We start from the raw sequence: 26242 nt of genomic DNA on the forward strand, positions 1-26242 counted from the left end.
GCAATACCGGGCTATCGGGACATCTTCTCCCCGAGCATCCGGACCGCGTCTTCGAGATCGTCAAAAGCGATCGTCGCATCCGGGCCTTCGAAGAGACCTGCCCGCTCCAGAATCTCCCGCGGCTCCTTGTGCAGTTCCGCGATGGCGAATGTCAGCCCCATCGCCGCCAGGTCGGTCCGCCACCGCAGGAGCATGGTGGCCGCGGTCATGTCGATCTGCGCGACGGCGCTCGCATCCAGCACGAACCAGGATGTGCCGGGCGGGGCCTCCTTCGCCACGCTTTCGAGCCGGGAGCGGACGTAGTCGGCGTTGAAGAACAGAATGCTGCCCTGGATCATGAAGAGCACCATCCCCGGCGGTGGCGCGGCGCTCTCCATCCGGTGCATCTTGTAGAAGCCCGGCCTGCCGGCAACGAGCCCGAGCAAGGCATCCCGCGGCCGCATTTCCTTCAGCAGGACATAGAGCAGCGTGCCGGCAATGGCGATGACGACGCCGCTGAGCACGCCCAGACTGATGGCGCCCCACATGCTGATGAGGGCAAAGCCGAACTCCATGCGGCTGATCCGCCAGGTTTCCCGCAGCCCCTGGAGATCGATCAGGCTCAGCGCCGCAAAGGCGAGGATCGCCCCGAGCGCGGCATGGGGCAGGACTCGCAGCACATCGTTCAGATAGATCAGCAGAACCGCCAGTGCGGCAGCAGAGATCAGGCCTGCCAGCTGCGAACGGCCGCCTGCGGCCAGATTGATCGCGGTTCGCGAATCCGAGACCGTAACGGGGAAGCCGGTGAACAGGCCGGAACAGATGTTGGCCGCTCCCAGCCCCGTCAACTCCCGGTCGGCATCGACCTTGAAGCCGTCTTTTGCACCGAAGCTGCGCGCCCCGACGAGACCGGAGCTCACACTGACCAACCAGATCGCCGCGCCACCAAGCACGAGGTCCGGGATCGGCAAATGGGCGACGTTCGGCAGCGCCCATTTCGGCAGGCCGCCCGGAAGGCTGCCGATGACTTTCATGCCCCGGCCTTCGAAGTCGAAGACCGCCGACGCCAGCACCGCCACGACGACCACGACCAGCGGCCCGGGGATCGGGAAACGGAGGCGAGCCAACACGACGAGCAGCCCGAACATGGCTGCGCCGAACCAGACCGTGAGCCAATGGATCTGCGAGGCCTTCCGGATGATCTCGAGCAGCGGCAGCACCAGCCCGTCGGACTCGATACGCACGCCTGTCAGCCGCCCGATCTGCCCGACGAGGATCGATATCGAGATGCCGCTGATGAAGCCGATCAGGATCGGCCGGGACAGAAAGGAAGCGACGACGCCGAGCTTGAGCACGCTTGCGAGGATGCAGAATATCCCGACCATCAGCGCGAGCGCGGCAGCCGCGGCGACGCGACTCGCGGGATCGCCGAGAGGCAAGGTGGCGAGCGTGGCCGCGAGAACCGTCATCGTCGCCGCGTCCGGCCCGACGATCAGCTTGCGCGAGGGACCGAGAAGCGCATAGCCGACGAGAGACAAGATGCTGGCGTAGAACCCGACCTCAACCGGAAGCCCCGCGATGGCGGGATAGGCAACCGCGCTCGGAATGGCGACGGCGGCGATCGCCAGCCCCGCGGTGACATCGAAGCGCAGCCATTCCCACCTGTAGGGAAGCAGCCCTTCCGCGATCGGCAACCAGCGCTTCATCGACGCCACCATCCCGAGTTGTCGTCAGCGCCTGCGGAACCGCGGTTCGGCCCCGCCCGGCAGTGGGCCGCCCGCTCCGCTATTGCGCCTTCTGCGGTACGACTTTCTCCCAACCATGATCGGGGTTGAAGCTGTTCATGCGCGACGCGATGAGACGCGTATTGGGGCCCAGATCCTTCTGATAGACGGTGCCCGCGTGATTGACCAGGAAGCTCGTGATCCCCGATCTCGCATAGGTTGCAGGATAGGCGAGAACGGCGAATCCCCCGATCATGTTGCCGCCCGCGATGTAGTCGGTTGCCCCGCCCGCGGCTGAGGGCCCCTGTTTTTTCAGGATCTTGAAGTAGTAGCCGTGATATGGCTGCGGCGTCCCGCTAGCCTTGTAGCCTTCAGTTGCAGCCTGGGCAGCGAATTCACCAAGCGGGCTCGGTTCCTCGCCCGGCCCGGTCGGCCAGTAGAGACCGTCATGCTTGTCCGGTTGGCTGATGATTCTCTGCGCGTAGATGCCTGTGTTCCGGCCGTCATGGCCTTTCGAGGCGTACTCGAATTGCGCATCGAGGATCGCGAGGCTCGCCTGGATGGCATCCAGCTCGTTCTTGCCGATCCGGCGGGCGAGGAGTTCCCGGCGCCCGGCCTCGACCAGGAATTTCCAGCCGCCGCGCGAACGGACGATCGGGATCGGAAACGGAAATGCGTCCTCCCCGACCAGCAGCGTGGCGGTCCGGCCGGTTTCGACGATCGAATGCCGGGCATCATAGGCCGCGATGAAGCGCTTGCGATTATCGGCGTCGCGAACCTCGTCACCCGAGAAGATGATGTCCCGCCCGGACATGCCGAAAACGGAATACAAGCGCATGGAATCGCCATCGCGCACCGCGGCGGCAAGTGCCGCGGCCGCCTGTTCCGGCGATTGGAACAGCTCCTGTGCGCGAGCGGCCGTCGAAGCGGCACAGAAGCCCGCGGCAATCGCGCAAAGCAGGCGAACGAGCAGATGCGCCGCTGGCCATGTCATGATCATGGAACTGCACCCTCAGTTGCGAAACGCTCCAGCAGATGGCGACGCCGTTTCAGTTCAGAGCTTCCCGGCGGGAATGCGCGAGCCCGAAGCCTTCCAGTGGTCGAAGGTCTGGAAGGGAACGCCGATCTGGCGGTAGTCGACCCGCAGATAGCCGTCCGCGCCGCGATGCACCGCCTCGGGCGCGACCTCCTGCACCTCCTGCGCGATCACCCCGACATAGGTTGTGTGGGCGCCATTATAGGCGAAGCGGTAGAAGCCGAGCCCGTTCTCCATAACCCCCAGCAGCACGACGTGGTTCTTGAGCTGGATGTCGGAACGGCGCCCGCCGCCACCTCCGCGGCCACCGCCGCCTCCCATTCGCCCGCCACCGCCGCCGCCAACGCGCCCGCCACCGCCATATCCTCCACCGCCCATGCGTGCACCGCCACCAGCATGCATCGCGCGCCCACCACCGCCCGACGGCATGCGAGCCATGCTGGCCTGCCCGCGCTGCGATTGAAGGCTCGCGGCTCGGCCCGGCTGCATATTGCCGAAGGCGTTGTCGCGTGCCGGCCCCGGACGGCTTGCTCCGGATTGAGGGCGACGGGGCTGAGCGTTTGCCCGCGGCGGCGCTGAGCCCCGGCCACGGTCGGCGCCTGGACGCTCGCCACCGGGGCGCCCTGCCCGATCCCCGTCCGGCCTGTTGCCGGCAGCCGCGGCGCGATCCCCGCCCGGACGGTCGGGTCTGGCACCGGCTCCAGGACGATCCCCCGGCCTCTGATCCGGTCGTGCGCCCGCACCCGCTCCGCCGCGATCACCATCGGGGCGCAGAACCTGCTCGCCGCTGCGTCCGCGGAAGTCCATCCGGCCTTCGGCTCCGGCACGGATGCTGTTGTCGGAGAATTTCTGCCTGACCGCGTCGTTACGATATTGAACGCCCTGGCGATGCTGGGGGTTATGCTCCCAATGCGTCACGCGATTGCGGTCGATATTGATGTTCCCGCCGGCCCAGTTGACGTTTCCGCCCCAATACCCGCCAGAGGCCCAGCGCCCCAACGCATAAGCGGAGCCGAAGGCGAGGCCCGTCGCAAGAACGCCGGTGGCGATATAGCCCGGCTCGGGGAAATAATAGGGCGGGTATGCGGGATAGGGCCAGGTGCCGTAGACCACGCCCGGGTCGTAATAGGGCACATAAACCGTGCCCGGGTTGGTCGGCTCGATCAGGATCGTCTGCTTGCCGCTAGTCTGCTGGACCGTCACCTTCTGCTGGGAGCCGGACGACAGCTTCTTGGCGTCGTAGGCCCGCGTCCGCATGCGCTGGACGCCGTCCATGATATCCGGCTGCTGGGCAAGCACCGCGTCGCCGAGCTTTTGTGTCCAATCGAGATTCTTGCTCATCATCTCCAGCACGGAGGCCGTCGCGACCAGCGACTTTACGCTCGCATCCCAGGACTGCTTCTCGGCAGCCGCCTTGAGCTGGTCGCCCTTGAGCTTCTTGTTGGCTGCAACCCATCGATCCGCCTGCACCACCTCGAGCGGATAGGTCGAGGCCATCAGCACTTGCGCCAGCAAGTCGTCCGGATAGAGCGCGATCGGCGCGACCAGCGCATCGAGCTGGGCGGCGGAGAGAACCTGCTCGCCCTGCTCCGCCTGAGCTGCGGCTGGCGCTTGCGGCTGAGGAGGCGGCGCAACCGTCTGCGCGAGGGCCTGAGAAGCGAGCCCACTGACGACGACAGAGGCGAACACAATTCGCAGATGCATGGCATGACCTCGCAACAGCTCCGAAACGCCATCTGGGGTTTCGCGCCGCAGTGACGCTCGTTTGCCTATCGGCGGCGTTCGACCAGCGACCTGATCGGACCCTGCCGCCAAAAAGTCTGAACTTCTTCCTGGGCCATGCGCATGTTTGCGGCCATGCGCCCGTCTAGAATGGTGTCGTGGCCTTCGAAGACCATGACCTTCAATCTTCATCTCCGACAGATTCTCTCCGACCAGACGATTACTACCATCCCCGAGGACCGACACCTGTCCCTAGGGACAATACGCCACTCCTCGGCGCCGCCGACCGGGATCGGGATTTCAACCCGAAGGGGAGCGGGTCCGGTTGCGGTCCTCATCCGTTCCCACGCCTTTTCGCCTGGTCATCCCGGAGCGCGGACGGGCCGCGCTCCTTGAGAGAACAGGCCGCGCACGAAGCCTCGGGAAACCGCGCGATCGGCATCGGCGAGGACTGCTTTCAACGTCTGGTACGTCGCGCGCAGAGCGGCCCGTTCAGTTCCATACTCGTCGACAAGCTCGACGATCTCCCATTCGAGTTCGTCCGCTTCCGGCGGCCCCTCAAGCGGCTCGGCTGTCATTGTTCCCATCCTCGGAAATGAGAACATTAGAAGAACGTATCAGGTGACGGAGTCAATCGACCCGGAGTTGCACCTGTCGGTGGTGCCGACGATCTCGGCGGGAGCTGATGCGCCCGAGAGCTGGGTGGAATTCGGATGTCCCGAACCTGCCCGGCAACGGCCTGAGGCTTGCCTGACATTCGGTCTCGGCAATCCCGCCGCCGCCGGCTGTCACCGGGCATGCCCCACTTTATTCCTATTTCCGGGCGCGTTTTCCCACATGGAAACCCTATGCCTCCCCTCATAAATCCGGGAGCGCCGGCTCGCTGACGGCCGTCAGCGGCAGCCGGCAATCGAGGGAGGCTTGCGATGGCGAACTCGGAAAGCATCCAGGACGCAAATGGGCTCCCGGTCGATCCAATCGCCGGTGCAGCGTATCGGGAGCGACCCGATTTTCCGGTAGCGGCCGGGTATCTGGCCGCCCTGGTTTTGACGGCCTTGGCGACGGTGATCGCGTCCGCCCTGGAAAGCGTGGCAGCAGTTCCAAACCTTTCGCTTATCTACGTCCTGCCAGTCATCATGGCTGCCATTGTATTTGGATTTGGCCCCTCGATGCTCGCCGCCGTGGCGGGCGCGTCGGCCTACAATTTCTTCTTCACCGCGCCGCGCTTCTCGTTCCAGGTCGAGGATCCCGCGAACATCTGGGCGATCGGATTGCTTCTCGTCGTGGGCGGGATGGCGAGTGGCCTGGCATCGTTGGCGGCCCGGCGGCAAGGGGCGATCAAATTGCGGCTCCGCCAGGAACAAGCCTTGCAGTCCTTCAGCTCTGCCGTCTCCGTAGCGAGGCAACCCCGTGACATGGCGAACAGGGCCGCTGCGGCGCTGGAAGAGATGTTCCATGTCTCGGTCGCAGTGATGACGCCCGCTGACGGGCGGCTTGAAATCATATCGTCTCTTGGACCGATCACCGCCAGCGCAAGCGAGCTGGCTGCCGCGCAGTCATCGCTCGACCAAGGCCATCTCGCGCGAGCTGGAGTATATCCTTTCGACACCTCGCGCTTCGACTTCTGGCCGATCAAAGCCCCCAATCAGCAGCCTGTGGTGTTGGGCTTGGCATTCGACCCGCAGGAATATCCTGAACATCCCGAGCTGTTCATTGTCGTTGTGGGTCGACTTCTGGCCGCGGCCTTGAGTTCACGAAGCACCGTCCAGCCGGCGGTAGCGGAATGAGAGGCGCCATCGCCCCCTATCCGGCGCACCAGAGCCGCATGCCTTGGAGATCGCGACGGCCTCAGAGCCATGTCCACAAGATCGCGGCGAGCTACAAATGGCTGGCGGCGAGGGCAGAAGAACAGCCCGTAACCCAGCGCCTTATGAGAAACTGGCTGGGGCGCCAGGATTCGAACCTGGGAATGGCGGTACCAAAAACCGCTGCCTTACCACTTGGCGACGCCCCAATGCGTCGCGCCTTCTAGAACGCGTCGCCGTCCTGCGCAACCGCCTCGCGACGTCCATTCGGGGCCTTCGCAAGAAATCATCCCCGACCTGCAAACGAGCTGTTGCGCCGCGCCCGCGTGCTGGCTATAAGCCGGCCACCAGTTGATCGGAGTGTGGCTCAGCCTGGTAGAGCACCTCGTTCGGGACGAGGGGGTCGCAGGTTCAAATCCTGCCACTCCGACCAAAATTTCCCGAGACATATCAAGTAGTTGAGAATGGGCCGAAAGGCCCTTTTTCGTTTCCGGACAGAAACTCCCGCCCACGCAGCAAAAAGCCGGCCCCGATCCGAGCCAGCCTTGTTGGTCAGTTGTGCCTGCCCTATGCCGCCCGGCTAGCCCGGACGGCCTCCTCCCAGTCGCGCACGGTCGAACCGACGTGATCCTGCAAGTGCGAGACGCACCTCAGGATGGCGGCAACGCCGCGGGGGTCGAGGCGATGGCTCGCGCCAGCTTCGAGGAGCGAGCAGACCGCGTCCGCCATCTCGCGAGCGGCAGAGACGTCGTCCTCCATCGCGAGGATAAGCGAAGAGCTTTGCGCGATGGATGTTTGCGGCGTGACGGGGCTAGGACCCGGCGGCGATAGCGGACCTCAGCGCTGCCTCGGCCCTCGGACCGACGTTCCGTCGGCACTCAGGCCATGTGCAGTCTGGAACGCCTTAACAGCTGCTTTGGTCTTCGGCCCGGCCACGCTGCCAACAACAAGCGAATTGCCGAGCGCGACCAGCGCCCGCGGGATGGCGGTCGTATCCATGAAATGCTCCGAATGCGAAAACCGCGCGAGGCAGGCGGGAAGGGGCACAAGCTTGGCTATTCGGCCTGCAGTGGCTAATCCCCAACGCATGGACAAGAAATGGACCACGCAAGCGTCGCGAACCGTGATCAAGGATCGCTGGATCAATCTGCGCGCGGATGACTGCTTCACCCCCTCAGGTCATGAGGTCGCGCCGTTCTACGTTCTCGATTATCCCGATTGGGTGCATGTCGTGGCAATCACGCCGTCCGACGAGCTAGTCCTGGTACGCCAGTATCGGCATGGCGCCTCGGACTTCTTTCTCGAGCTCCCGGCTGGCACCGTCGATGCGACTGATACGGATCCCACCCAGGCTGCTTCTCGTGAGCTGGAAGAAGAAACCGGATATCGGGCTGCGGATTATCGATTCGTGACGTCGCTTTATGCCAACCCTGGCAATCAGACGAACCGTGTCCACACGTACCTTGCCCTAAACGCCATGCCGACGGGCGTTCGCAAGCTGGACGCCGCCGAAGACGGCATGACGGTTCATTTGATGCCGGTCCGAGAGATGGTGTCGGGGCTGAAGGACGGGCTGTTGCCAGAGTCGCTCAACGTTGCATCGCTGTTCATGGCGCTTGCCGCCGCCGGGCGAGTTTCCCTGAGTTAGGCGGCGGCCCGGTCGGAGCCTCGCCCGATCGCATAAAGGCAAAGAGCTTTACGCGGTCGACAGTTGCGACGTGACGGGGCTGGGGCTTGTCGGAAACTGCGGACTTCCGCGCCGCCTCGATCCTCGGACCGACAATTCCGTCGGCACTCAGCCGTGTGCAGCCTGGAGCGCCTGAACCGCCGCCTTCGTCTTCGGCCCCATCACGCAGTCCACGACCAGTGAATCGCCAAGCGCGACCAGCACCTGCTGAATTGCGGTCGTGTCCATGGAATTCTCCCGGTGTGAAAGGCCCGCCAGAGGCGGCCGGTGGTTGCCAAGCGAGCGATGTGCTAGGCTATTTGAATGAAGCCGCGCATTCTTGAGCTAGATGGCCTGCGCGGGATTGCCGCGCTCGCTGTCTACTTCATCCACTCCGGTGGGTTTGGTTTGCGAGGTTTCGGCGATCTCGGGAACGCGATCGTCGATCACGGCAAGTTCGGTGTGACGCTATTCTTCGTCGTCTCTGCGTTTTGCCTTTGCCTCAGCATCGCAACCGCGGTCGAAGGTGAGCCTGTTGATTGGCGTAGGTTCTTCATTCGCCGGTACTTTCGGATCATGCCACTGTTCTACGCGGCCTGCGCGGTGACGGCTGTGGTAAAGATCTGGGGCGGGATGCCTGCAGATTATGTCGCCGGGGTTCTCACCAAACATTTTTCACTGATCACAATGGTTGACCCGACTACGCGAAACGCCCTTATTGGCATCGAATGGTCAGTTTTCGTCGAGTTTCTGTTCTACTTCATGTTCCCCTTCGTGCTCGCGTGGCTCATTGAGGCGCCTTTGAGCATGGTAGCGGTCACGGCTGTCCTGATGTGGCCCCCCGTATGCAAGGCTATTACAGACAATCTCGGGATCGTCGAACCCAACTTCACGATCTTTTGGCACTTCCACTCGTTCTTAATCGGAATGCTGGTCTTCAGGCTTGTTTGGGCCGATGCCCAGAGACGACCGGTGCTTGGATCGGCTCTGTTTGCGGTCGCCGTTGGCCTGAGCGTCGTCGCAATTGACAAGCATGATCACGGATTCAGCGTCTCGGCCGTTTCACTGGCTGCGGCATGCACGATTGCAGCAGCCCATTACGGCAGCCCCCTTGTCGCATGGTTGCGGTGGAGGCCGCTCACTCTCGTGGGAGCCGTCAGCTTCTCGATCTATCTGTTCCACCCGCTTATGATGGGCGTTGTGGGTGAATTCAACGCTCTGACACCGCTGCAGGCCGTTTTGGCGCTTTGTCTCACGCTGGGCGTATCGTCTTGCACCTATCTGGCAATTGAAGTCCCAGCCCAGCAATTCGCGCGGCGCATGACTCTGCGACACTCGCCAACTCCGGCCTGACGGTCTCCACTGGCGTCAGGGTACGGGCTTTCGCAGTGGCCGCCAGTCAGATTGCGCCCGCGCGCGGGAGTGTTGGACAGCCGCGCTCGTCTTCAGCCCGGCCTCCTTCGACCTTCGGCGTCTAGCGAAGCGCTGCCTGCACCTTGGCGACATTCATATCGATGCTCCGCGCATGGAGCGCCTCGGGGGCGGCGAATGGGCTATCAGCCGAAGGGCTCGGCCTTCCGCCGTTCCGATCAGAGGCGGTGCGGAAAACCTCCGCCCACAGGTCCAGCCAGGCTGGACCTCGCCAGGGCACGGGATGAACTGGCTCGCGATCGATGGGTGGAAGCAATCTCCAATCCCAACGCCTGCGGGCGGCTGAAGACTTCGACAACGTGACCGTCGACAACGCGCGCATACTTCTGCATTGCGGACCTCATCAAAACTCCAGGAGGACCATGCCGTCAGCGCCGTTCTGGCCGTCAGCGGTCGTTGCCGCCACGCCCGAGGAACCTCCGCCGGGCTGCATGGCCTTCGAGCTGCTGCCGACAGTGATCGGAGTGCCGGGAGTATTAAAGGCGCCTCCGCCTGCCGAGGCGATATAGGCGGAGGCAAATGAGGTAGCTGTTCGCCGCCTGCTGGCCGAGTTGGTTGATCTGGCCGCTCGAACCAGCGCCGACGACGTCGGACGGCGTCGCGGCGTAGCCGGAATAGCCGGAGCCACCACAACCGGTCGCAGAGTTACCCGTTCCGAACGAAGAAGATCCTTCAGCTTGGGTGTTGGCGCCGGCACCGGCCGAAGTACCCTTGGTGCCTCCAGCGCCCATAACGATAGTGATGACTTCGCCCCGCATGACGTCGAAGACGCCTTCCCAATAGCCACCACCGTTGCCGCCACAGCCGGATCCCCCGGCCGAAATTAGCGCCCCCCACTGCCGCCAGCGCCCCAAACGCGAGAGCGGGCCTTGAAGATGCCGGCTGTGTCGCCGATACCGAGCAGAGCGGCGCGGGATTTGCCTGATTGAGGCAAACCAGCCCATCCCCGGCGAGGCTACGCACACAATCGGACCGACGGTGCGATCACGGGGACGATGAGCCGGCCGTCGTCGAATGCGACGCGCACGTCGAAATCGCCAGCCGAGCAGGCAACTCGCTTCGGCACCATCAGCACGAAGCCGAACCGGGCCCCGGCAAGATCGGGCCGCGACCATGAACGTGCCTTGTCTGCCCGCATCCGCCGCGATCGCTCCATGACGACGATGCTTCCGTTTCGAAGGACGGCGGCGTGGGTCACGAGCTGAGGCTTGTCGAGGTCGATGGCATATCCGCGTATGACCAATGTGTCGTCCGGCAGCCGGTCGACGGAGTCGACTTCCGCGCGAATCGTCGCCGAAACGGCTGGCTTGCCGTCGGTGATGATCGCCGTCGCATGAGCGTAGGCCGCCCGCTTTTCCCGGGCATCGAACTCGGCATAGGCGGCGATGCCGACGAAGATCGCGATGAAGCTGAACGCGAGCGCGCGAAGACGGGATATGGGAGCTGCAGCGATCCTGGTCTTGAACCAGCGGTGCATGCCGAGATCCGCCGGTGCGAGCGCCAGCGCGAATGCGATGGAGGCCCCGATTCCGCCGAGCCAGAGCGCAAGGCCGGGCGCGAAAGCCGGCGCGAAGCCGCCGAAGAGCGTCATCAGCGGCATATGGCAGAGATACAGCATGTAGCTCGCGTCACCCAGACGCTCACCGATGATGCCGAACACTGTTTCGGGCGCCGGCTTCGGAACGCGGACGGCTGCCGCGACGATGAGGATCGCAGGGATGACCGACTTCATTCGCGGATCGCCCGGGATGAGATAGGCGGCCGCCACCGTCGCGGCTATCGCGACAAGCCAGAGGCCCGGTGGCAGCCAGCGACGCCGGGCCAGGCCTGGAAGCAGGAAGCCGACCAGAAACGGCAGATTGATCGCCTGGAGCGGCAGTGCGCTGAGGAGCGGGAGAGTGTCGTCCCGCACGAGACCGTCTTTCGCGAGCGCGACGAGAATGAGGGCGATCCAGCACGCCGCCAGCCAGGCTGCAAACTGGCGCAGGCCGGCAAAACCCAGAAGAGCGAGAACGACGTAGTAGCTCATCTCGTAGACGAGCGTCCATTCGACGGCGAGGAAGTAGTCTCGGGGGCCTGCCGGCGCGAGCAGGAGGCCGACGACATCGATGCTGCGCAGGAAGCCGGCGGCGAAGAACGCTACCCAGAAGATCGCCACCGCGAGCAGCATCGGCGGATAGATCCTGACCAGTCGGTTCACCATGAAGCGGGCAGGATCGTCGCGCTGGATGAGTTCTCCCATCAGATAGCCCGAGAGGGCGAAGAACACCGCCACCCCATAGGCGCCCCAGAACCCGCCGAAAACCGTCAGAAAGCTGGCGTTGCCGCTGATTCGCTCGACGATGACGGAGGCATGGTAAAGCAGGACGGACAGCGCGGCGGCAGCGCGCAGATACTGCAGCCTGACATTTCGAAGCATCAGCGAGCCGTCCTTCGCCGGCGGCGCAACGAAGCGCTCGGACAGGATCGGCTGATCTGCTGCTGGAAGTAGCGATGTCGGCGTATGGCGCATTTGCGATCACTTGCTGCGTTTCGAGGCAAGCACACCCATGTGCCATAGATTGGCGATATTCTAAAGTTCGAGCAGACGGGCGTCGCCTGACAGAATAGACGCTGAGCGTTCCTCACCGAGACCCCAACGAAACCTGGATACCCGATTTTTCCCAGGGGACGTTCGGGGCGAGCGGGGGTCGCAGGTTCAAATCCTGCCGCTAAGATCAAAATTCCGGAGATAATTCAGCTGGCTACAGGAATGGCCCTCTCGGCCGCTTCTTGCCGCTGACAGGGATAGCGACGGCTTCGGACGGCATCAGCCAGCCCTACCTGCTCACCATCCGGGTCGGTCTGTGACAGCGAAGCGACGGCTATCGCTCAGCCCGCGTCGCGGCCTCAAGGACCGGCATGAGATCCCAGATTCGCCGGTTGAGCGCATGAAGCTCGCGGATCGTGCGGGAAATCTCCTCCAGCCTGGCCTCATCGACGGCCCGTTGGATACCAAAGCGCAGATTGCCTCGGCTTTCCTCCACCTTCATGTGCTGGGTATGGGTGATCTCGCCCTGCGGATCGAGGACGAAGGTCGCGTGGCTGAGATCATTGCGCAGCCGCGTCGCCGCCGAGAAACGTTCAACGACCTCGCCGAGCTCGCTACGCACGGCCCTGTCGGCCAGCGCGATCTTGGCCAGACGCTGCACCAGATCCAGCCGCGCGCGCGTGGTATTCAGCGTGGCGAAGACGATCGCCGCCGCTTTCTCGTCACTGCCCAGCAGCCACATCAGCACATAGATGAACAGGCTTTCGTTGTTCGACCAGGCGAGATTCAGATCGCCTACGAGGTTCATGAAGGCTACTCTTCGGCTCGAAGACGGGCGCGCGGCCGCCGCTTCCAGAGCATCGAAATCCGGCCGGGGCGGCAAGGCAGCTTGTCCTCGGGAGAGCTTGCGCATCGGACGTTTCCTCTAGGCTTCGCTCAGAGCGGAGGCGCCATGTTCGAATTGCTCAAGATTCGCAAGGCGCGCCGCATGGCCCATGCCGCGATCGACCCCTTCTTGCGTCGCGACCCCGGCGGAGCGGCAATATTGCAGGCCGGCGACTGGCTTCATCCGCAGATCATCGGCTTCCTCGCGACGCTCGTCACATTGATTGCGCAGCGCCATTGCGGCCCGATGCGCAACCATGCGCTCGCCGCGGTTCAGGCCCATGTCCTGAACGCCGTCACGGGAATTGGCCCGGAGCTGATCGGAGAGGAAATCTGCCTGCTCACCAGCCACGAGGATCCGGCCTTTGCGGCCGGTGCCCGCGGCGCCGTCGCTTTTCTCGAGATGCTGCGCCCCGCGACCGAGCTTGACGAACTCGACACCCCCGTCATGACGCTCGACCCTGCCTTGCAGCGGCTCTGGGAAGAACATGTCGATCAGTGCCTCCGCCGCAGTCCCCGGCCGCAGTAACCGGCGCCGCCGAAACGACGATGAGGGCGCCTCGCGCCGACTTCTCCGCCGCAGTCGTCAACGCCCCCCCTCGTCGTCGGCGCCGCCCTCTCGGCCGGCTGGCTCATCGAACAGACTCAACTCAAGCTGCTGTTCGAACACTTCATCCCGGGGATCGGCGCTTGTGCCGGAGCCTCGCAGCAGCCTGTGCAAAGCCGCGAGGAAAACAGTATCGTCGAGGTGATGTTCTGCGCTCGCAGTCACCGCCAGGAAGCGTTCATAGCGCGCCTTGCAGACGGCCTGCCCGGGCTGGAGCGGCGCGGGGCTATCGGGAAACGGCTCACGCAGCACTCGTTTCACCACGCTCTCGCTGAGCCATGAACCCGGCAACTCCTTTGCAGCGTCCAGGCCGGTGGTGATTTTCGTTTTGAGGTGCCAGGCGGTCCGGACGGACACCCCGAGGATCTGCCCCAGTCTCTGTGAACTGATGCGCTCTCCGGTCGCCGTCAGCAGATAGAGCGCTTGCAGCCAAACATGCATGGGCACGTGGCTGTTCTGAAAGATCGTGCCATGCCTGATGGTGAAGGGCTTGCGACAGGCATAGCACTTCCACATGCCGATCGGCGTGCTCAGCCCGCTCAGCCGGCCGAGCCGACTGCTCTCCCCGCAATGCGGACAAACCGGCCCATCCCGCCAGACCAATGCCTCGAGCGAGAGGAAAGCAGCCTGTTCGTCGTGCATGCGGACGGCATTCGGCATAGCCAATCTCCGGCACACAAAGCAGCAAGCGCCACGAGGCCACCTCCTGGGTCATTAAAATTCAATGAAKCCGATAACGCAGGGTAACAATTCAGCACATTGACCCATAAGCCCCTTCATGGCTGTTTATATACAGCAAACGAAACCTGCGAAAGAAAAAACTCTAATATATCACTTATTTAAATCGCCTTTAATTCGCAATTTAGACCATTAGAGACTCTCTATTTCTATATTTTACTATAACATTCATCACATATAACAAATATTACGACAATTTGTATGAATATTTCGGCCGTATTTCCTGATATAAAATCTCGAAACAGCCTTGCAAAAATTCCCTATCGAAAAATTTATCCTTACCCGCCCCTCTCATGAAAGGAGAAGGAATGAAATAATTGTACCTTATCCCACGCCGAAATCCAAGATCGAGCACATCTTCCATGTAACGCGTAAGATTCAAGTGCTCAATCACCTCCAATCGACATCGTCCGAATCCGTGCTGCGCACCGCAGAAGAGAGGCGCTGCCGGACCCTATCGATGTCTCCCGAACGCGTAGGAGCATGTCATGGGTCAGCCCAACAACCAGCGGAACTATCACGACGACGATCCGACGCAGGGCCAATTGCAGGGCCAGGCTGAATTGCAGGCTCAGTTGCAGGGCCAAGGTCAAGGACAGGGCCAGGGACAGGGCCAGTCGCAGGGTCAGGCTCAGTATGCGGCTCAGGCGGTAGACACCGACGTCTGGAACTCTGCCAGCAATTCGAGCGAAAACGGCAATCTCAACCTGAACGGAAACGGCAACCTCAACGCAAACGGCAACCTGAACTTCAACGAGAACGTCAATCACATCGACAACCAGGTCGAAAATCACGTAGACAACGCCGTGAATGTCGATGTGGCCGTTGACCTCGACCTGTCGGGAGCGCTCCTGCCTCCATCGGACAATGATGTGATCGATATCGACACGATCCACGATATCAGTGAATCGATCATCATGCCGGACGTGGTCACCCAGACCCTCGAAAGCGGCAACAACTTCAATCTCGATCAGGTCAACAACCTGGCCGACAACGATACGCTCAACAATCCGTCCGTGAGCTACAGTGCGAACGGCCTGTCGGGTGGCTTGGCCGAGACGTCCTGCTGGGATCCCAGCTCGAGCGATCCGGGTGGCGTCGGCGACTTCACGATGATCGCGCGGGCCGTCGGTGGCGAGGCGGAATCCCATGTGGGCGCGATCACCGGCGACGACGGCACCTTCAGCGGGATCGGCGCTGCTTCGGCGGCTGCCAGCCTCACGCAGGAGGCCTTCACCCAGTCGATCGTCATGGGTGCCAACATCCAGTTCAACTCGGTCGACCTGACGATGGTCGGAGGGGACGCGAACGACGCGTTCTGAAAGCTGGCGCAACCATGGGACCGCGCGGGGTCGAAACTCCCCGCGCGGTTTCGGCTCCGGGCTCTTCCATGTCCATGCGCGACATGCGCCTGAAATCTTCCCGCCCGGCGCAAGCTGGACGCAGCGGAGGATCGTGCCATGCAAGCCGGCGGCTTCACCGAGACGATCTGGCAGTTCATCGGCTATCTCCGCCTGTCCGATTCCGTCGCGCGGACATCGAGCTTCTATGAAGCTGAGGCACCGTCGCCCCTCCCTCCTGGCGTTGACGACCTTCTTCGCGAGCCGCGCCGCGGGCTGGATTTCGACGAGCTCACCTCGGTCCCGACCACGATCAAGGAAACGCCGGCCTCAGACCCGCATGCGAGTTTCGCACCGGTATCCATGCCGGATCCCCATGGCCTGCCGAACAAGGCACTGCCGGCGCTTCCGCCGCCGTTGAAGCCGCATCCTTTCGATGCCTACGAGGTGAGCGTTGCGCAGCATGCGGGTCCGCGGGTGATCGTCGCCGAGTATCGGGCAGGCGGGGACGAAACCCTGCTGCAGCTCAAGCAGATCAACATCGCGGATGACCGCGATCTCGTGACGTCGAATGCCGTGACCAATGCCGACGGCACCCCGGTGGTCCCGCCGGAACTGCGTCTCGAAAGCCAGTTCGCGACCCTCGTCCATCAGGCCAACGACATCGCGCCGGATGGCATTCCCGATATGAACGAAGCGCTCCATGCGGGGCCGCAGGAGATCATCGCGGTGGTTTCGGCGCGCGATGCCTTGTGGGCACAAACCGGGAGCCCCTATCCGGAGGGCAGCACCGTTCCTGCAGCGCCGGAAGGGCGCATCGTCGACGGCGTCGTCGGCGCGCCCGATCCCATCGTGCCGACCGTCCTCGACAGCGCCCCCTGGCGGTCCKAGGATTCGCCCGCGCAGCCCGTCACCGAGGCGAAGCTGGAGGTGGCGGCCCCGACAGGCGCCGTCGCGACGCTGGCCGAGACCGGTCTCAACGTCCAGATCAATGCGGCCGCCATCGTGGACGCCAACGAAGCTGTCGGGTCGATGATGGTCGGCGGCGACTATTTCTACAGCCGCGGCATCGTTCAGACGAACATCCTGGTCGACAACGATCACGTCGACGTCGCCGTCGCTGGCTCACTCTCCCCTGTCATTGGAACTCACGGCAACGAAGTCCACAACATCGCGGAGTTCGTAACTCATCACTCGACCATCGACGTCAAAGGCGCGGCGGCGACGCCCCATTGGAGCGTCGATGTCATCTCGGGCGACTTCTACGACATCAAGTCGGTCGTTCAGTTCAACAGCCTGGACGACAATGATAGAACCGTCCAGGCGGAAGCCGGCACCTACTTCGATCTCCGCACCGGCGGGAACGAGCAGCTCAACCTGGCGAAGATCCGCGGCGCCGCCGACTATGACGTCATTGTCATCGGCGGAAATTACCATCGCGCCGACTGGATCTATCAGTACAACATCGTGCTCGATCCCGACTATGCCAAGCTCTACAGCACCGGCAATGCGGACGACGACGCCACCGTCACCACTGGCTTCAACAGCCTCACCAACAACGCATCGATCGAGACCTACGACGCATCGGCCTTCAAGCCGATGCTCGGCGCCCATCACGCACTGATGGACCAGCTCGCCACCCGAGAGACGATTTTCACGCCCAATGCCGATTGGCATCTTTACGGCAGTGCCTCCGGGACGTTGAAGATCCTCTACGTGGCCGGCGACTACTACGATGCGAATGTCATCACCCAGGTCAATTTCATGGTGGATGGCGACCAGAGCATTCAGGCCAGCGCCAGGGAAGGCACGGAGCAAGGTGTCGCCGCGGGCGGCAACAGCGCCCTCAACGAAGCCTTCATCGTCGATCCCGGGCTGATGTCGACCTCGAACTATCTCGGCGGCCACGCCTATGAGGAGTCCGTGCTGATCCAGGTCAACATCGTCACCGACAGCGACACTGTGAAGGTCCACGACACCAGCACGCTCGTTCCGGAACTCGTCGCCTTCGCCGAGCACGCCACGCAGCAGCCTGAGCCGCATTGCCGACATGCGCCTCCACCGGACCCGGCCCAGCACGATCATCTGACGTCGAACATCATGGTCTGAAAGCAAGAAGACGAGACGGGGAAGGGGCATGACCGAGAAGTGCGAAGCAACGTCCGCGGCACTGCCTTCGGCCGCCGCCAAGCCGATGCGAGTGGTCGGTCTGCCGCCGACGATCGGGCTGTCGGCGATCCCGGTCGACCACACCGCCAACACCAACAGCCCGGCCGCTTCACCGAGGATCGAGGCGTCCCCGCCTCGCAGGGAAGCGGATGTCCGCGCGGATGCGCGCGGCGACGGCCAGCCGGCGCCCGAGCCGGTCCCGCTGCGCTCCAGGACCGACGCGGAGACCCCGAAGAAGGCCTCCGACGGCGGCAGGGGCCGGGGCGGCGGTGGAGGCGGCCGCGGAAGAGGAGGCCCTGGTGGCGGAACGCCGATCGAGCAGCGCCTCGGCGATCGCGACTTCAAGCAGGTTCTCGGCGCGGGCCTCGCCGGCGCACGGCGCAACATGATGATCGTGGCAGTGTTCTCGATCGTGGTGAACACGCTGGTGCTCGCCGTGCCGATCTACCTCTTCCAGATGTCGGACCGCGTGCTGACGAGTCGCAGCCTCGACACGCTCATGATGCTCTCGATCATCGTCATGCTGGCGATCGGGGCGCATGTGCTGCTCGACATGGTCCGACGCTTCATCCTGATGCGCGTCGCCGTCGATGTCGAAAGCCGGCTCGGCGGCCCGGTGCTCGCCGCAGCCGCCAAGGCGGCCCAGACAGGCTCGAACCGCGAATTTCAGACGCTCGCCGATCTCCAGCAGATCCGCAGCTTCGTGACCGGTCCGGTCATCCTGACCATGCTCGATGCGCCGACGGCGCCGATCTATCTGCTGGCGGTCTTTCTGATCCACCCGCATCTCGGATACATCGTCACCGTTGCGGCGTTCGTCCTGTTCGTGATCGCCTATCTCAACCAGCAGTTCACGGCAGCCCCCTTCGCGCGGTCGAGCGCCTTTTCGACCAGGGCGAACCTGCAATCGGAGGCGATGTCCCGCAACGCGCAGGTCATCAACGCCATGGGCATGATCCCCGAGGGCGTCGTGATGTGGGGCCGCGAAACGGCGGAATCCCTGAAGGCTCAGGTCAGCGCCCAGGACCGCAACATCGTGATGACCGGCGCTTCCAAGTTCTTTCGCCTCGGGACGCAGGTGGCGATGCTGGGTTGGGGGGCGATGCTCTCGCTCGAAGGCCAGCTGACGGGCGGCATGGTGGTCGCCTCCTCCGTGGTCGCCGGCCGTGCGCTGGCGCCGCTCGAAGGCACGATCGAAGGCTGGCGCAGCTTCATCCATGCACGCGCCGCCTTCCAGCGCGTCAAAGCGCTGCTGCAGGCCTCCCCGCTCAATCTCGACCGCCTGAAGCTGCCCAATCCCAAGGGCCGCCTCGATGTCGAGCGCATCCTCTACGTGCCGCCGCCGACCAAGAAGGTCATCCTCAACGGCATCAGCTTCAGCCTCGAACCCGGGGATTCGCTGGCCATCGTCGGGGCCTCCGGCTGCGGCAAGTCGACCCTCGCGCGCATGCTCGTCGGCTCGATCGCGCCGACCGCCGGTACGGTCCGGCTCGACAGGATGGAACAGCGCAACTGGGATCCCCGCCAGTTCGGCGAGAATGTCGGCTACCTGCCGCAGGATGTTCAGCTCTTCCCGGCCTCCATCAAGGCCAACATCGCCCGCATGCGCGAGGACGCTTCCGACACCGATGTCTTCGAGGCCGCCGAAATCGCCGATATCCACGAGATGGTCGCGCAATTCGCCCATGGCTACGAGACGCAGATCGGCATCGATGGCGCGCCGCTCTCCGGCGGGCAGAAGCAGCGGCTCGGTCTGGCGCGTGCCTTCTTCGGCAATCCGCGCCTCGTCGTGCTCGACGAGCCGAACTCCAATCTCGACGTGCTGGGCGAGGTGGCGCTCGCGCGCGCCTTCGAGCGGGCAAAGGCGCGCGGCATGACGGTGGTGGCGATCACGCAGCGCCCTGCCCTGCTGCGCAGCGTCGACAAGATCATGATGATCAAGGACGGCGCCGTGCAGGCGATCGGAGCACGCGACGACATCCTGCCGATGATCGTCGGGCGGCGCAGCATCGACGGCGGTACGCCGAAGCCGCACTGACGGGAACGGGCGACCGCTGTCGCTGCACGGGTCGGGGAGACGGAGGGGCAAATGGCTAGTCAATTGATCTCGCAGCCCTGGTATGCGGACGTGCCGCGCAGCACGCGCATGGCCACCTTGAGCGGCGTCGTCATCGTCGCCGCGACGGTCATGGGCTTCGGTGTCTGGGGCAACACCGCCCCGATCGCAGGCGCGGTCATCGCGACCGGCGTGTTCGTCACCACCGGCCAGAACAAGACGATCCAGCATCTCGAAGGCGGGGTGATCCGGGAAATCCTCGTCCATGAGGGCGATGTGGTCGAAAGCGGCCAGCCCCTGGTCAAGCTCGACGACACCTCCTCGCGCGCCGAGTTGCGCCGCCACGAGCTCAAGCTCTTTCGCCTGGAGGCGATCGAGACGCGGCTCCGGGCGGAAGTCGCCGGCCGCAGCGACTTCTCCTTTCCCCAGCATCTGACCGAAAAGCGCGAGGATCCCGACATCGCCGCGTTGATGGCGGCGCAGCTCATCGCTTTCAGAGCCCGGCAGAACAACACGGCCAGCGAGATCGCCGCTCATCAGAAGAGCATCGACGCGCTGGAGGAGAAGATCACCGGCAGCAAGGTGCAGCTTGCCGGCGTCCAACAGCAGTCGCGATTGCTGAAAGAGGAGCTCGAAGGCAAGCAGGCGCTCCTGCAGCGCGGCTACATCCGCAAGCCGGAAGTGCTCTCGCTCCAGCGGCTGGCCGCCAGCCTGACCGGTGAAGCCGGGCGCATCACCGGCGATCTCGGCGATTCCCGCGAGCGGATCGCCCGCTCCCTCGAACAGATCGACGGCGTGCGCAAGAACGCCCAGAAGCTCGCCTCCGACCAGTTGCAGGACATCAGCGCCGACCTCAACGACGTCCGCGAGCGCATCCATACGGTGAAGGGCATACTCGACCGCTCGACAATCGCCGCTCCCGTCAGGGGGACGGTCGTCAAGCTCCGCTATCACACGCCCGGCGGCGTCATCGAGGCCGGCAAGAACATCATGGAGATCGTCTCGCTGCAGGACGAACTCATCATCGAGGCGCGTGTCCGGCCCCAGGACATCGACAAGATCAAGCACAGCCAGCTCGCCACGGTGCGGCTGACCGCCCTGAACCAGCGCACGACGCCGATGGTCAGCGGCCGCGTCATCTATATTTCCGCCGACGCGCTGCCGGACGAGAAGCAGCGCGCCTACCCCGGCGTGCCGGATCTCTACGTGGTGCGTGCCCGGCTCGACGCCAGGAGTCTCGCCAGCGTTCCCGGCTTCCAGCCGACGGCCGGCATGCCGGCTGATGTCTACATTCAGACGGCCGAGCGGACCTTCTTCGAGTACTTGCTGCAACCGCTCAAGGACAGCATGGCGCGGGCTTTCCGCGAGACCTGACTTCGGAACGTCGACCGGCGAGATCGCCTTCGCCGGTCGAGACGGCGGTTTCCCCGGGCTCCCAGGCACCGGGGAAACCGTCACCCCCCTGTTAAATGGTATGACTATTGCTTCGGCTCCCGTAACGGAGTCGAAGCATGCAGCACCGCTGGCCCAACGACGCGAAAGCCATGATCACCCTGATCGCCGTCTCGGCGTTCTGCATTCTGGGCTGGCTTGCGGATATCGGCCTCTGAACCTCGACCTTCGGCTGTCGAGGCCATTGTTGCACACCGCCGGCCCGTTCTAGATTACCGCCCGGATCGAAACGAACGGTTGGGCCATGAAGCGCATCATCCTCCTCGCCGGCCTGCTTGGGCTCGCTCTCTCGCTCTCGGGCTGCGACAAATGCGGGAACTTCCCCCCGCTCTTCGGCCCCTATGACGGCAAGAGCTGTGGTGGCGGCCAGTCGACGAGCTAGGCCGCGCCGCAAATCACCGACGAACAAAAAGGCCGGGTGCAGACCCGGCCTTTGTCTTGAGAGCTCCTATCGAGCGGGGGAGGACCGGCTCAGCCGCGCCGGCCGATCAGCGACCAGCCCGCCCCGGCGACGCAAGCCGTGAGCGCGACCTTCAGCGCTTCGCCGAGCAGGAAGGGCTGCACGCCATAGGCAAAGGCCTTGGCGAAACCGACGCCCGTCGCGCCGCCCGCCATCTGGGCACCGAAGGCGAGCCACAGGCAGCCGATGGCCAGGAGCGCAACATCGGCCAGGACCAGCCCGCCGAGGAGGCGCAGCAGCGAGGCGCCGCGCTGGGCAGCCCAGCCGGCGATCGCGGCCGCAACGATGAAGCCGATCAGGAAGCCGCCCGTCGGTCCGACGAGATAGAGCGGGCCAGCCGCGACCGGCGGCGTATTGGTGAACACGGGCAGCCCGGCCAGCCCGTACGCAATGTAGAGCGCCATGGTTGCGGCGCCGAGGCGCGCGCCATAGGCGGCGCCGAGGCCAAGCACGGCCAGCGTCTGCAGTGTCATCGGCACCGGCCAGAACGGCACCTTGATCTTGGCCGCCGCAACGAGGAGCAGGCTGCCGGCAAAGGCGAGCGCGACATTGCGCAGCATGGCGGTGCGGCTGCCCGCCGCGGGAAAGAGCGTGCCGGCGAGCGTCGGAGCTTGCATGGGGATCATATCGGCCATGGGCTTGTCGTCCTTTCCCGAAAAGACCGCGCGCCGCGGCCGCTATTGCGTCTATAGAAAATGCGGCTAGGCCTCACAAGCGAGCAGGCTTCGCAGGAATGGGCAACCGGTCTGGCGAAATCGGCTCAGGCCCGGACGAGGCACGGCAAGATGGCGGACGACATCGAATTCGACAGGAGCGCGACGACGCCGGCCGGCGAGGTCGCGACACTGTCGCCGCTGGTGCGCCGCGTCATTGCCGGCAACGGCGGCCCGATGACCTTCACCGGCACCTGCACCTACATCGTCGGCCGTGGCACGGTCGCGGTCATCGATCCCGGTCCCGATGATCCCGTCCATGTCGAACGCCTGCTGACCGCGCTTCGCGGCGAGACGGTGAGCCATATCGTGGTGACGCACACCCATCGCGACCACTCACCGGCCGTGCCGGCCCTCAAGGCGGCGACCGGCGCGCGCGTGGTCGGCTGCGGGCCGCATCGCCCCTCCCGAGCACTCGGCCCCGGCGAAGGCCGCGTCCTCGATGCCGCCGCCGACACGGGTTACGAGCCGGAATGGCTGATGCAGGACGGCGACACGGTTTCGGGGCCGGGCTGGAGCCTGGCCGCCGTCGAAACGCCCGGCCACACCGCCAATCATCTGGCCTTCACGCTGGCTGAGGAAGCGACGCTGTTCTCGGGCGACCACGTCATGGCCTGGTCGACCTCGATCGTGGCCCCGCCGGACGGCTCGATGGCCGCCTATATGGCCTCGATCGAAAAGCTGCGCGGCCTGGAGCATGCACGCTACTGGCCGGGCCATGGCGGCCCCGTCACCGAACCGCAGCGTTTCCTGCGCGGGCTCGTCCATCATCGCCGGCAGCGCGAGGCGGCGGTTCTCAACCGTCTGAGCCAAGGCGACGAGACGATCGCCGCGATGGTGCCCGTAATCTATCAGGGCCTGGCGCCGGCCCTGCATGGCGCGGCTGCGCTCTCGGTGCTGGCGCAGCTCGAGGATCTGGTGCTGCGTGGCGCGGTCCAGGCCAGCGACGCCGTTCCCGCCCTGACCAGCCGCTACCGCCTGGCCTGAGCGTCCCGCCTGCATCGGACAGAATAGTGGTTTCCACTTTTCGGAGAAATCCGATGCTAAAAGGCTAGATCGCCACTTCGCGTGCGATGGGACGCGCGGCGAGCTAGCGGTTGTCCATCAGCAGCTCGACCTCGTCGACGAAGGCGGCGATGCGCGCCGCGTTGGCGCCGAGATCGTGGCTGCCCAGCCGCGAGGCCGAGCGGATGTCGATGCGGCTGCCGTCGACACGCGGCCTGACCCGGATGGTGATGTCCTCCGAGAAATGCAGGATGCGCCCGCGCGCCACCGCCTCGATCCGCCCCGCCCCGCTGCGCCCGCCCGGTCGCACGGTTTCCAGCACCTGCCAGCCGAGCCCCGTCGCAGCACGGCGCGCGACATCGAAGGCGCTCTCGGCGGGAACCTCCAGAAGGATCGGCACCGCCTTGGGATAAGCCTGACGCTGCACGCGCCGGCGCACGGACGGCACCTCGGGCGGCACGCGCCCCCCGCGTGCGGTCATCGCGGCCTGCGAGCGGCTGAAGGCAGGCGGATCGTCGATATCGGTCGAGACATCGGACAGAGCAGGCTTCGTCACGAGCTTCACTGCGACAAAGCCGAGCGGAACGAGCAGGATCAGCGACAGCAGCATCGCCCAGGCGGCCATGCCGACGCCGCGATGACCGGACTGCCAGATGCGGATGAAGGCCAGGATCGCCAGCCCCAGCGCGGCAAAGACGAAGATGTAGGCACCGGCGACAGGCGCGAGCCCTTCGATGCTTGGCTCACGGAGCCGCACGAGCAGAAGCGACAAGAGCAGCACCGCGAGCGAAAACCACGCCAGCCGCCGGCTCCAGATGGCGGCGCGCGAAACCGGTTCCTCGAAGACGAGACGGCGATGCATCGCCTTTAGGTGACGCCGGACGAAGAGGAAGGCAAGACAGCGGCGGAAGCTAAGCGCAATCTTAATCAAATTGGCGGTAGCTGGGCGCGAAGAGGCGCCGGCTCGCGCCGAGGCGTCTCTTCGGCCTGCGTAAACCGCCTTTCCCAGCCGCACGTCGCTCCCCGAGTCCCGCCGTGAAATTCTTCCCCTCGTCGATCCAGAACTACCTTGTGGCCACCATGGCCTGCCTGTGCGTGCCCGGCATCGGCGCGCTGACCTACATGGCGGAGCAGTCCATCGCGGAGGTGCGCACCAATATGCAGCTGGCGGAGCTGGTCGAGGCCGACAAGGCCTTGCTCCTCGCCGGCAACATGATCCGCTCCGCCCGCGGCCAGGCGCAGACCAGCATTCAGGTCGCTGATGACCCGACCCCTGGCCTGAAGCAGATCGAGGAGGCCAGCCGCGCCCGCATCGCCGAAGCGATCACGCAGCTGCAGGACACGGATCTGCCGAACCGCAAGGGGCTGATCGCCGGCATCCAGCAGGAGCAGAAGCTCTCCGACGCCAAGATGGCCGACCTCTATGCCGAGGCCGGCAAGCCGAAGGCCCAGCGCAGCCTCGCTGCGACCATGCCCTGGTACAACAGCGTCGGCGCCATCGAGACGGCCATCGTCAAGGCATCGGACGAAACCTCCAATGCCACCCGCCTCGCCGACCCCGTCCTGGCCGATCTTCAGGGCTTCAAATCCACAGGATGGGACGTTCGCGCCAATTACGGCACGCAATGCTCGCTGCTGCGCCCCGCCTTCGGCTCGGGCAAGGCGCTCGATGCCGCGCAGCTGCGCCGCCTCGGGGAATTGCGCGGCGTCTCGAACGCTTCCCTGGATACCTTGAAGCAGCTCGCTTCACGGCCGGGCGTGGGCAGCGAACTCACCCGGAAGATCGGTGTCATGACGGCAGACGTCAACGCCTCGAACCGCAAGATGGATGAGCTGATCGGCAAGCTCGGCCAAGGCTCCGCCCCCGTCATCGCGGCCGACGAGTGGACGAAGCAGTGCAACGCCCCCTTCGAGCCGATCGTGGCGGCCGTAACCCAATCGCTCGACGATATGAGCACGCGGACGAGCGAGAAGCTCAATCAGGCCTGGGTGAAACTCGGCATTGTCGGTTCCCTGCTCGCAGCGCTTCTCGTCATCTGTGTTCTGAGCTGGCGCGGTGTGCAGCGACGCGTCGTGCGTCCGCTCATCTCGCTGAAATCCGCCCTGGACGGCATGCAGCAGGGCGATTTCACGCAGGCCATTCCTCCGGCTCCCTCGCCGGATGAAATCGGCGCGCTCAGCGGCGCGCTCGAAACCTACCGAGAGAACGCGCTGGCGCTCGAACAGAACCGGCGTGACCGTGAATTCGCCATGCTGGCCGATGCCGAGCAGGCCGCCCATGTCCAGAAGCTGCTCGGCGAGGTCGCAACCATCGTCGCCGACGCCCGGAACGGCAACTTCTCCGGCCAGGCCAAGGTCGGCGGCATGGAGGGTCCGTTGAAGGAGCTGGTCGAGGGCATCAACGAGATCAACGTGGTGGTTGATTCTGCGACGACGGAGTTTGCGCAGACGCTGTCGGCGATCGCGGGTGGCGACCTGACCAACCGGGTCGAGACGGCCTATCGCGGGCGCTTCGCCGATCTGAAGGGCGCGATCAACGAGACGGTCGATCGGCTCTCGGCCACGGTGGCGACGATCCAGACCACCTCGGCCGATGTCGGTCTCGCCGCGCGCGAGATCCATATGGGTTCCGACGACCTCTCCAAGCGCACCGAGGAGCAGGCCTCCTCGCTCGAGGAGACCGCCGCCACCACCGAGGAGCTCGCAGCTTCGGTCAAGGCCTCGGCCCAGGCCTCGAAGGACGCCGCCCGCATCGCCGACGACGCCATGCAGGCCGCCGAGAACGGCGGCGCCATCGCCGGCCAGGCGGTCGAGGCCATGGCCCGCATCGAGAGCGCCTCGCAGAAGATCTCCGACATCATCCGCGTCATCGACGACATCGCCTTCCAGACCAACCTGCTGGCGCTCAACGCCGCGGTCGAGGC

22 protein-coding genes and 2 tRNA genes are annotated in these 26242 nt (G+C 64.5%); 12 read left to right on the top strand and 12 right to left on the bottom strand.

The genetic code is table 11. From position 1 onward, the window contains the following. Positions 1 to 11: 11 nt before the first annotated feature. The 4 genes from AC1DIN_RS26350 to AC1DIN_RS26365 form a co-directional block, all read right to left on the bottom strand. Positions 12 to 1685 carry a SulP family inorganic anion transporter gene (locus tag AC1DIN_RS26350; protein ID WP_476811884.1) on the bottom strand — a complete coding sequence of 558 codons (1674 nt, stop codon included), beginning with the start codon at positions 1683 to 1685 and terminating at the stop codon, positions 12 to 14. A gap of 79 nt (positions 1686 to 1764) precedes the next feature. Further along, positions 1765 to 2703 (bottom strand): DUF2950 domain-containing protein, encoded by a 939-nt coding sequence (locus AC1DIN_RS26355; protein ID WP_476811885.1) that lies wholly within the window; start codon positions 2701 to 2703, stop codon positions 1765 to 1767. 54 nt (positions 2704 to 2757) lie between these two features. Further along, the gene (locus AC1DIN_RS26360; RefSeq protein WP_476811886.1) at positions 2758 to 4443 is read right to left on the bottom strand and encodes a DUF3300 domain-containing protein; all 1686 of its coding nucleotides are present in this window, start codon (positions 4441 to 4443) and stop codon (positions 2758 to 2760) included. Positions 4444 to 4823: 380 nt separating this feature from the next. Then, positions 4824 to 5039, bottom strand: coding sequence for a hypothetical protein (locus AC1DIN_RS26365; protein ID WP_476811887.1), 216 nt, complete (start codon positions 5037 to 5039; stop codon positions 4824 to 4826). 348 nt (positions 5040 to 5387) lie between these two features. Between AC1DIN_RS26365 and AC1DIN_RS26370 the strand changes: the two genes are divergently transcribed. Next, the gene (locus AC1DIN_RS26370; protein WP_441473637.1) at positions 5388 to 6248 is read left to right on the top strand and encodes a DUF4118 domain-containing protein; all 861 of its coding nucleotides are present in this window, start codon (positions 5388 to 5390) and stop codon (positions 6246 to 6248) included. 152 nt (positions 6249 to 6400) lie between these two features. On the opposite strand, the gene AC1DIN_RS26375 is transcribed toward AC1DIN_RS26370, so the two are convergent. After that, positions 6401 to 6475: transfer RNA gene (locus tag AC1DIN_RS26375), tRNA-Gln, on the bottom strand. A 147-nt stretch (positions 6476 to 6622) separates the two neighbouring features. Here AC1DIN_RS26375 and AC1DIN_RS26380 point away from each other — a divergent pair. After that, positions 6623 to 6699, top strand: a tRNA-Pro gene (locus AC1DIN_RS26380). A 404-nt stretch (positions 6700 to 7103) separates the two neighbouring features. Here AC1DIN_RS26380 and AC1DIN_RS26385 read toward each other — a convergent pair. Next, positions 7104 to 7265: a peptidoglycan-binding domain-containing protein gene (locus tag AC1DIN_RS26385; protein WP_441473638.1), complete on the bottom strand. Its 162-nt coding sequence runs from the start codon at positions 7263 to 7265 to the stop codon at positions 7104 to 7106. A gap of 88 nt (positions 7266 to 7353) precedes the next feature. Here AC1DIN_RS26385 and AC1DIN_RS26390 point away from each other — a divergent pair, with 88 nt between their 5' ends. After that, positions 7354 to 7914, top strand: coding sequence for an NUDIX hydrolase (locus AC1DIN_RS26390; protein WP_441473639.1), 561 nt, complete (start codon positions 7354 to 7356; stop codon positions 7912 to 7914). Positions 7915 to 8061: 147 nt separating this feature from the next. Here AC1DIN_RS26390 and AC1DIN_RS26395 read toward each other — a convergent pair whose 3' ends face one another. Beyond that, the gene (locus AC1DIN_RS26395) at positions 8062 to 8181 is read right to left on the bottom strand and encodes a peptidoglycan-binding domain-containing protein (protein WP_441473640.1); all 120 of its coding nucleotides are present in this window, start codon (positions 8179 to 8181) and stop codon (positions 8062 to 8064) included. A gap of 75 nt (positions 8182 to 8256) precedes the next feature. Between AC1DIN_RS26395 and AC1DIN_RS26400 the strand changes: the two genes are divergently transcribed. Beyond that, complete coding sequence (locus AC1DIN_RS26400) at positions 8257 to 9285, top strand: acyltransferase family protein (RefSeq protein WP_441473641.1); 1029 nt, start codon at positions 8257 to 8259, stop codon at positions 9283 to 9285. Between the two features lie 1033 nt (positions 9286 to 10318). Here AC1DIN_RS26400 and AC1DIN_RS26405 read toward each other — a convergent pair. Both AC1DIN_RS26405 and AC1DIN_RS26410 read right to left on the bottom strand, forming a co-directional pair. Beyond that, positions 10319 to 11875, bottom strand: coding sequence for an acyltransferase family protein (locus AC1DIN_RS26405; protein WP_476811888.1), 1557 nt, complete (start codon positions 11873 to 11875; stop codon positions 10319 to 10321). A 352-nt stretch (positions 11876 to 12227) separates the two neighbouring features. Next, entirely contained in the window at positions 12228 to 12701 is a 474-nt protein-coding gene (locus AC1DIN_RS26410) for a hypothetical protein (protein ID WP_476811889.1), read from the bottom strand. A gap of 144 nt (positions 12702 to 12845) precedes the next feature. Between AC1DIN_RS26410 and AC1DIN_RS26415 the strand changes: the two genes are divergently transcribed. Then, positions 12846 to 13307 (top strand): hypothetical protein, encoded by a 462-nt coding sequence (locus AC1DIN_RS26415; RefSeq protein ID WP_476811890.1) that lies wholly within the window; start codon positions 12846 to 12848, stop codon positions 13305 to 13307. A gap of 57 nt (positions 13308 to 13364) precedes the next feature. Here the strand turns inward: AC1DIN_RS26415 and AC1DIN_RS26420 are convergent, their stop codons facing one another. After that, the gene (locus AC1DIN_RS26420) at positions 13365 to 14045 is read right to left on the bottom strand and encodes a transposase (protein WP_476811891.1); all 681 of its coding nucleotides are present in this window, start codon (positions 14043 to 14045) and stop codon (positions 13365 to 13367) included. Between the two features lie 566 nt (positions 14046 to 14611). Here AC1DIN_RS26420 and AC1DIN_RS26425 point away from each other — a divergent pair. The 5 genes from AC1DIN_RS26425 to AC1DIN_RS26445 all read left to right on the top strand — a co-directional run bounded on the left by AC1DIN_RS26425 (position 14612) and on the right by AC1DIN_RS26445 (position 21522). After that, the gene (locus AC1DIN_RS26425) at positions 14612 to 15445 is read left to right on the top strand and encodes a hypothetical protein (protein ID WP_476811892.1); all 834 of its coding nucleotides are present in this window, start codon (positions 14612 to 14614) and stop codon (positions 15443 to 15445) included. 138 nt (positions 15446 to 15583) lie between these two features. Continuing rightward, entirely contained in the window at positions 15584 to 17572 is a 1989-nt protein-coding gene (locus AC1DIN_RS26430; protein WP_476811893.1) for a hypothetical protein, read from the top strand. A gap of 28 nt (positions 17573 to 17600) precedes the next feature. Further along, positions 17601 to 19670: a type I secretion system permease/ATPase gene (locus AC1DIN_RS26435; protein ID WP_476811894.1), complete on the top strand. Its 2070-nt coding sequence runs from the start codon at positions 17601 to 17603 to the stop codon at positions 19668 to 19670. 51 nt (positions 19671 to 19721) lie between these two features. After that, positions 19722 to 21062 (top strand): HlyD family type I secretion periplasmic adaptor subunit, encoded by a 1341-nt coding sequence (locus tag AC1DIN_RS26440; protein ID WP_476811895.1) that lies wholly within the window; start codon positions 19722 to 19724, stop codon positions 21060 to 21062. Between the two features lie 322 nt (positions 21063 to 21384). Further along, positions 21385 to 21522: a hypothetical protein gene (locus AC1DIN_RS26445; protein ID WP_441473650.1), complete on the top strand. Its 138-nt coding sequence runs from the start codon at positions 21385 to 21387 to the stop codon at positions 21520 to 21522. Positions 21523 to 21611: 89 nt separating this feature from the next. Here the strand turns inward: AC1DIN_RS26445 and AC1DIN_RS26450 are convergent, their stop codons facing one another. Further along, positions 21612 to 22235, bottom strand: a complete 624-nt coding sequence (locus tag AC1DIN_RS26450) for a biotin transporter BioY (protein ID WP_476811896.1) — start codon at positions 22233 to 22235, stop codon at positions 21612 to 21614. A gap of 150 nt (positions 22236 to 22385) precedes the next feature. On the opposite strand from AC1DIN_RS26450, the gene AC1DIN_RS26455 reads away from it, so the two are divergent. Next, positions 22386 to 23300 carry an MBL fold metallo-hydrolase gene (locus AC1DIN_RS26455; protein WP_476811897.1) on the top strand — a complete coding sequence of 305 codons (915 nt, stop codon included), beginning with the start codon at positions 22386 to 22388 and terminating at the stop codon, positions 23298 to 23300. Between the two features lie 103 nt (positions 23301 to 23403). Here AC1DIN_RS26455 and AC1DIN_RS26460 read toward each other — a convergent pair whose 3' ends face one another. Continuing rightward, complete coding sequence (locus AC1DIN_RS26460) at positions 23404 to 24180, bottom strand: DUF1499 domain-containing protein (protein WP_476811898.1); 777 nt, start codon at positions 24178 to 24180, stop codon at positions 23404 to 23406. Between the two features lie 173 nt (positions 24181 to 24353). Between AC1DIN_RS26460 and AC1DIN_RS26465 the strand changes: the two genes are divergently transcribed. Then, positions 24354 to 26242, top strand: a 1889-nt coding sequence (locus AC1DIN_RS26465) for a methyl-accepting chemotaxis protein (RefSeq protein ID WP_476811899.1), incomplete at its 3' end; no start/stop codon positions are given.

The organism is Allobosea sp. 05T438, assembly GCF_056396025.1.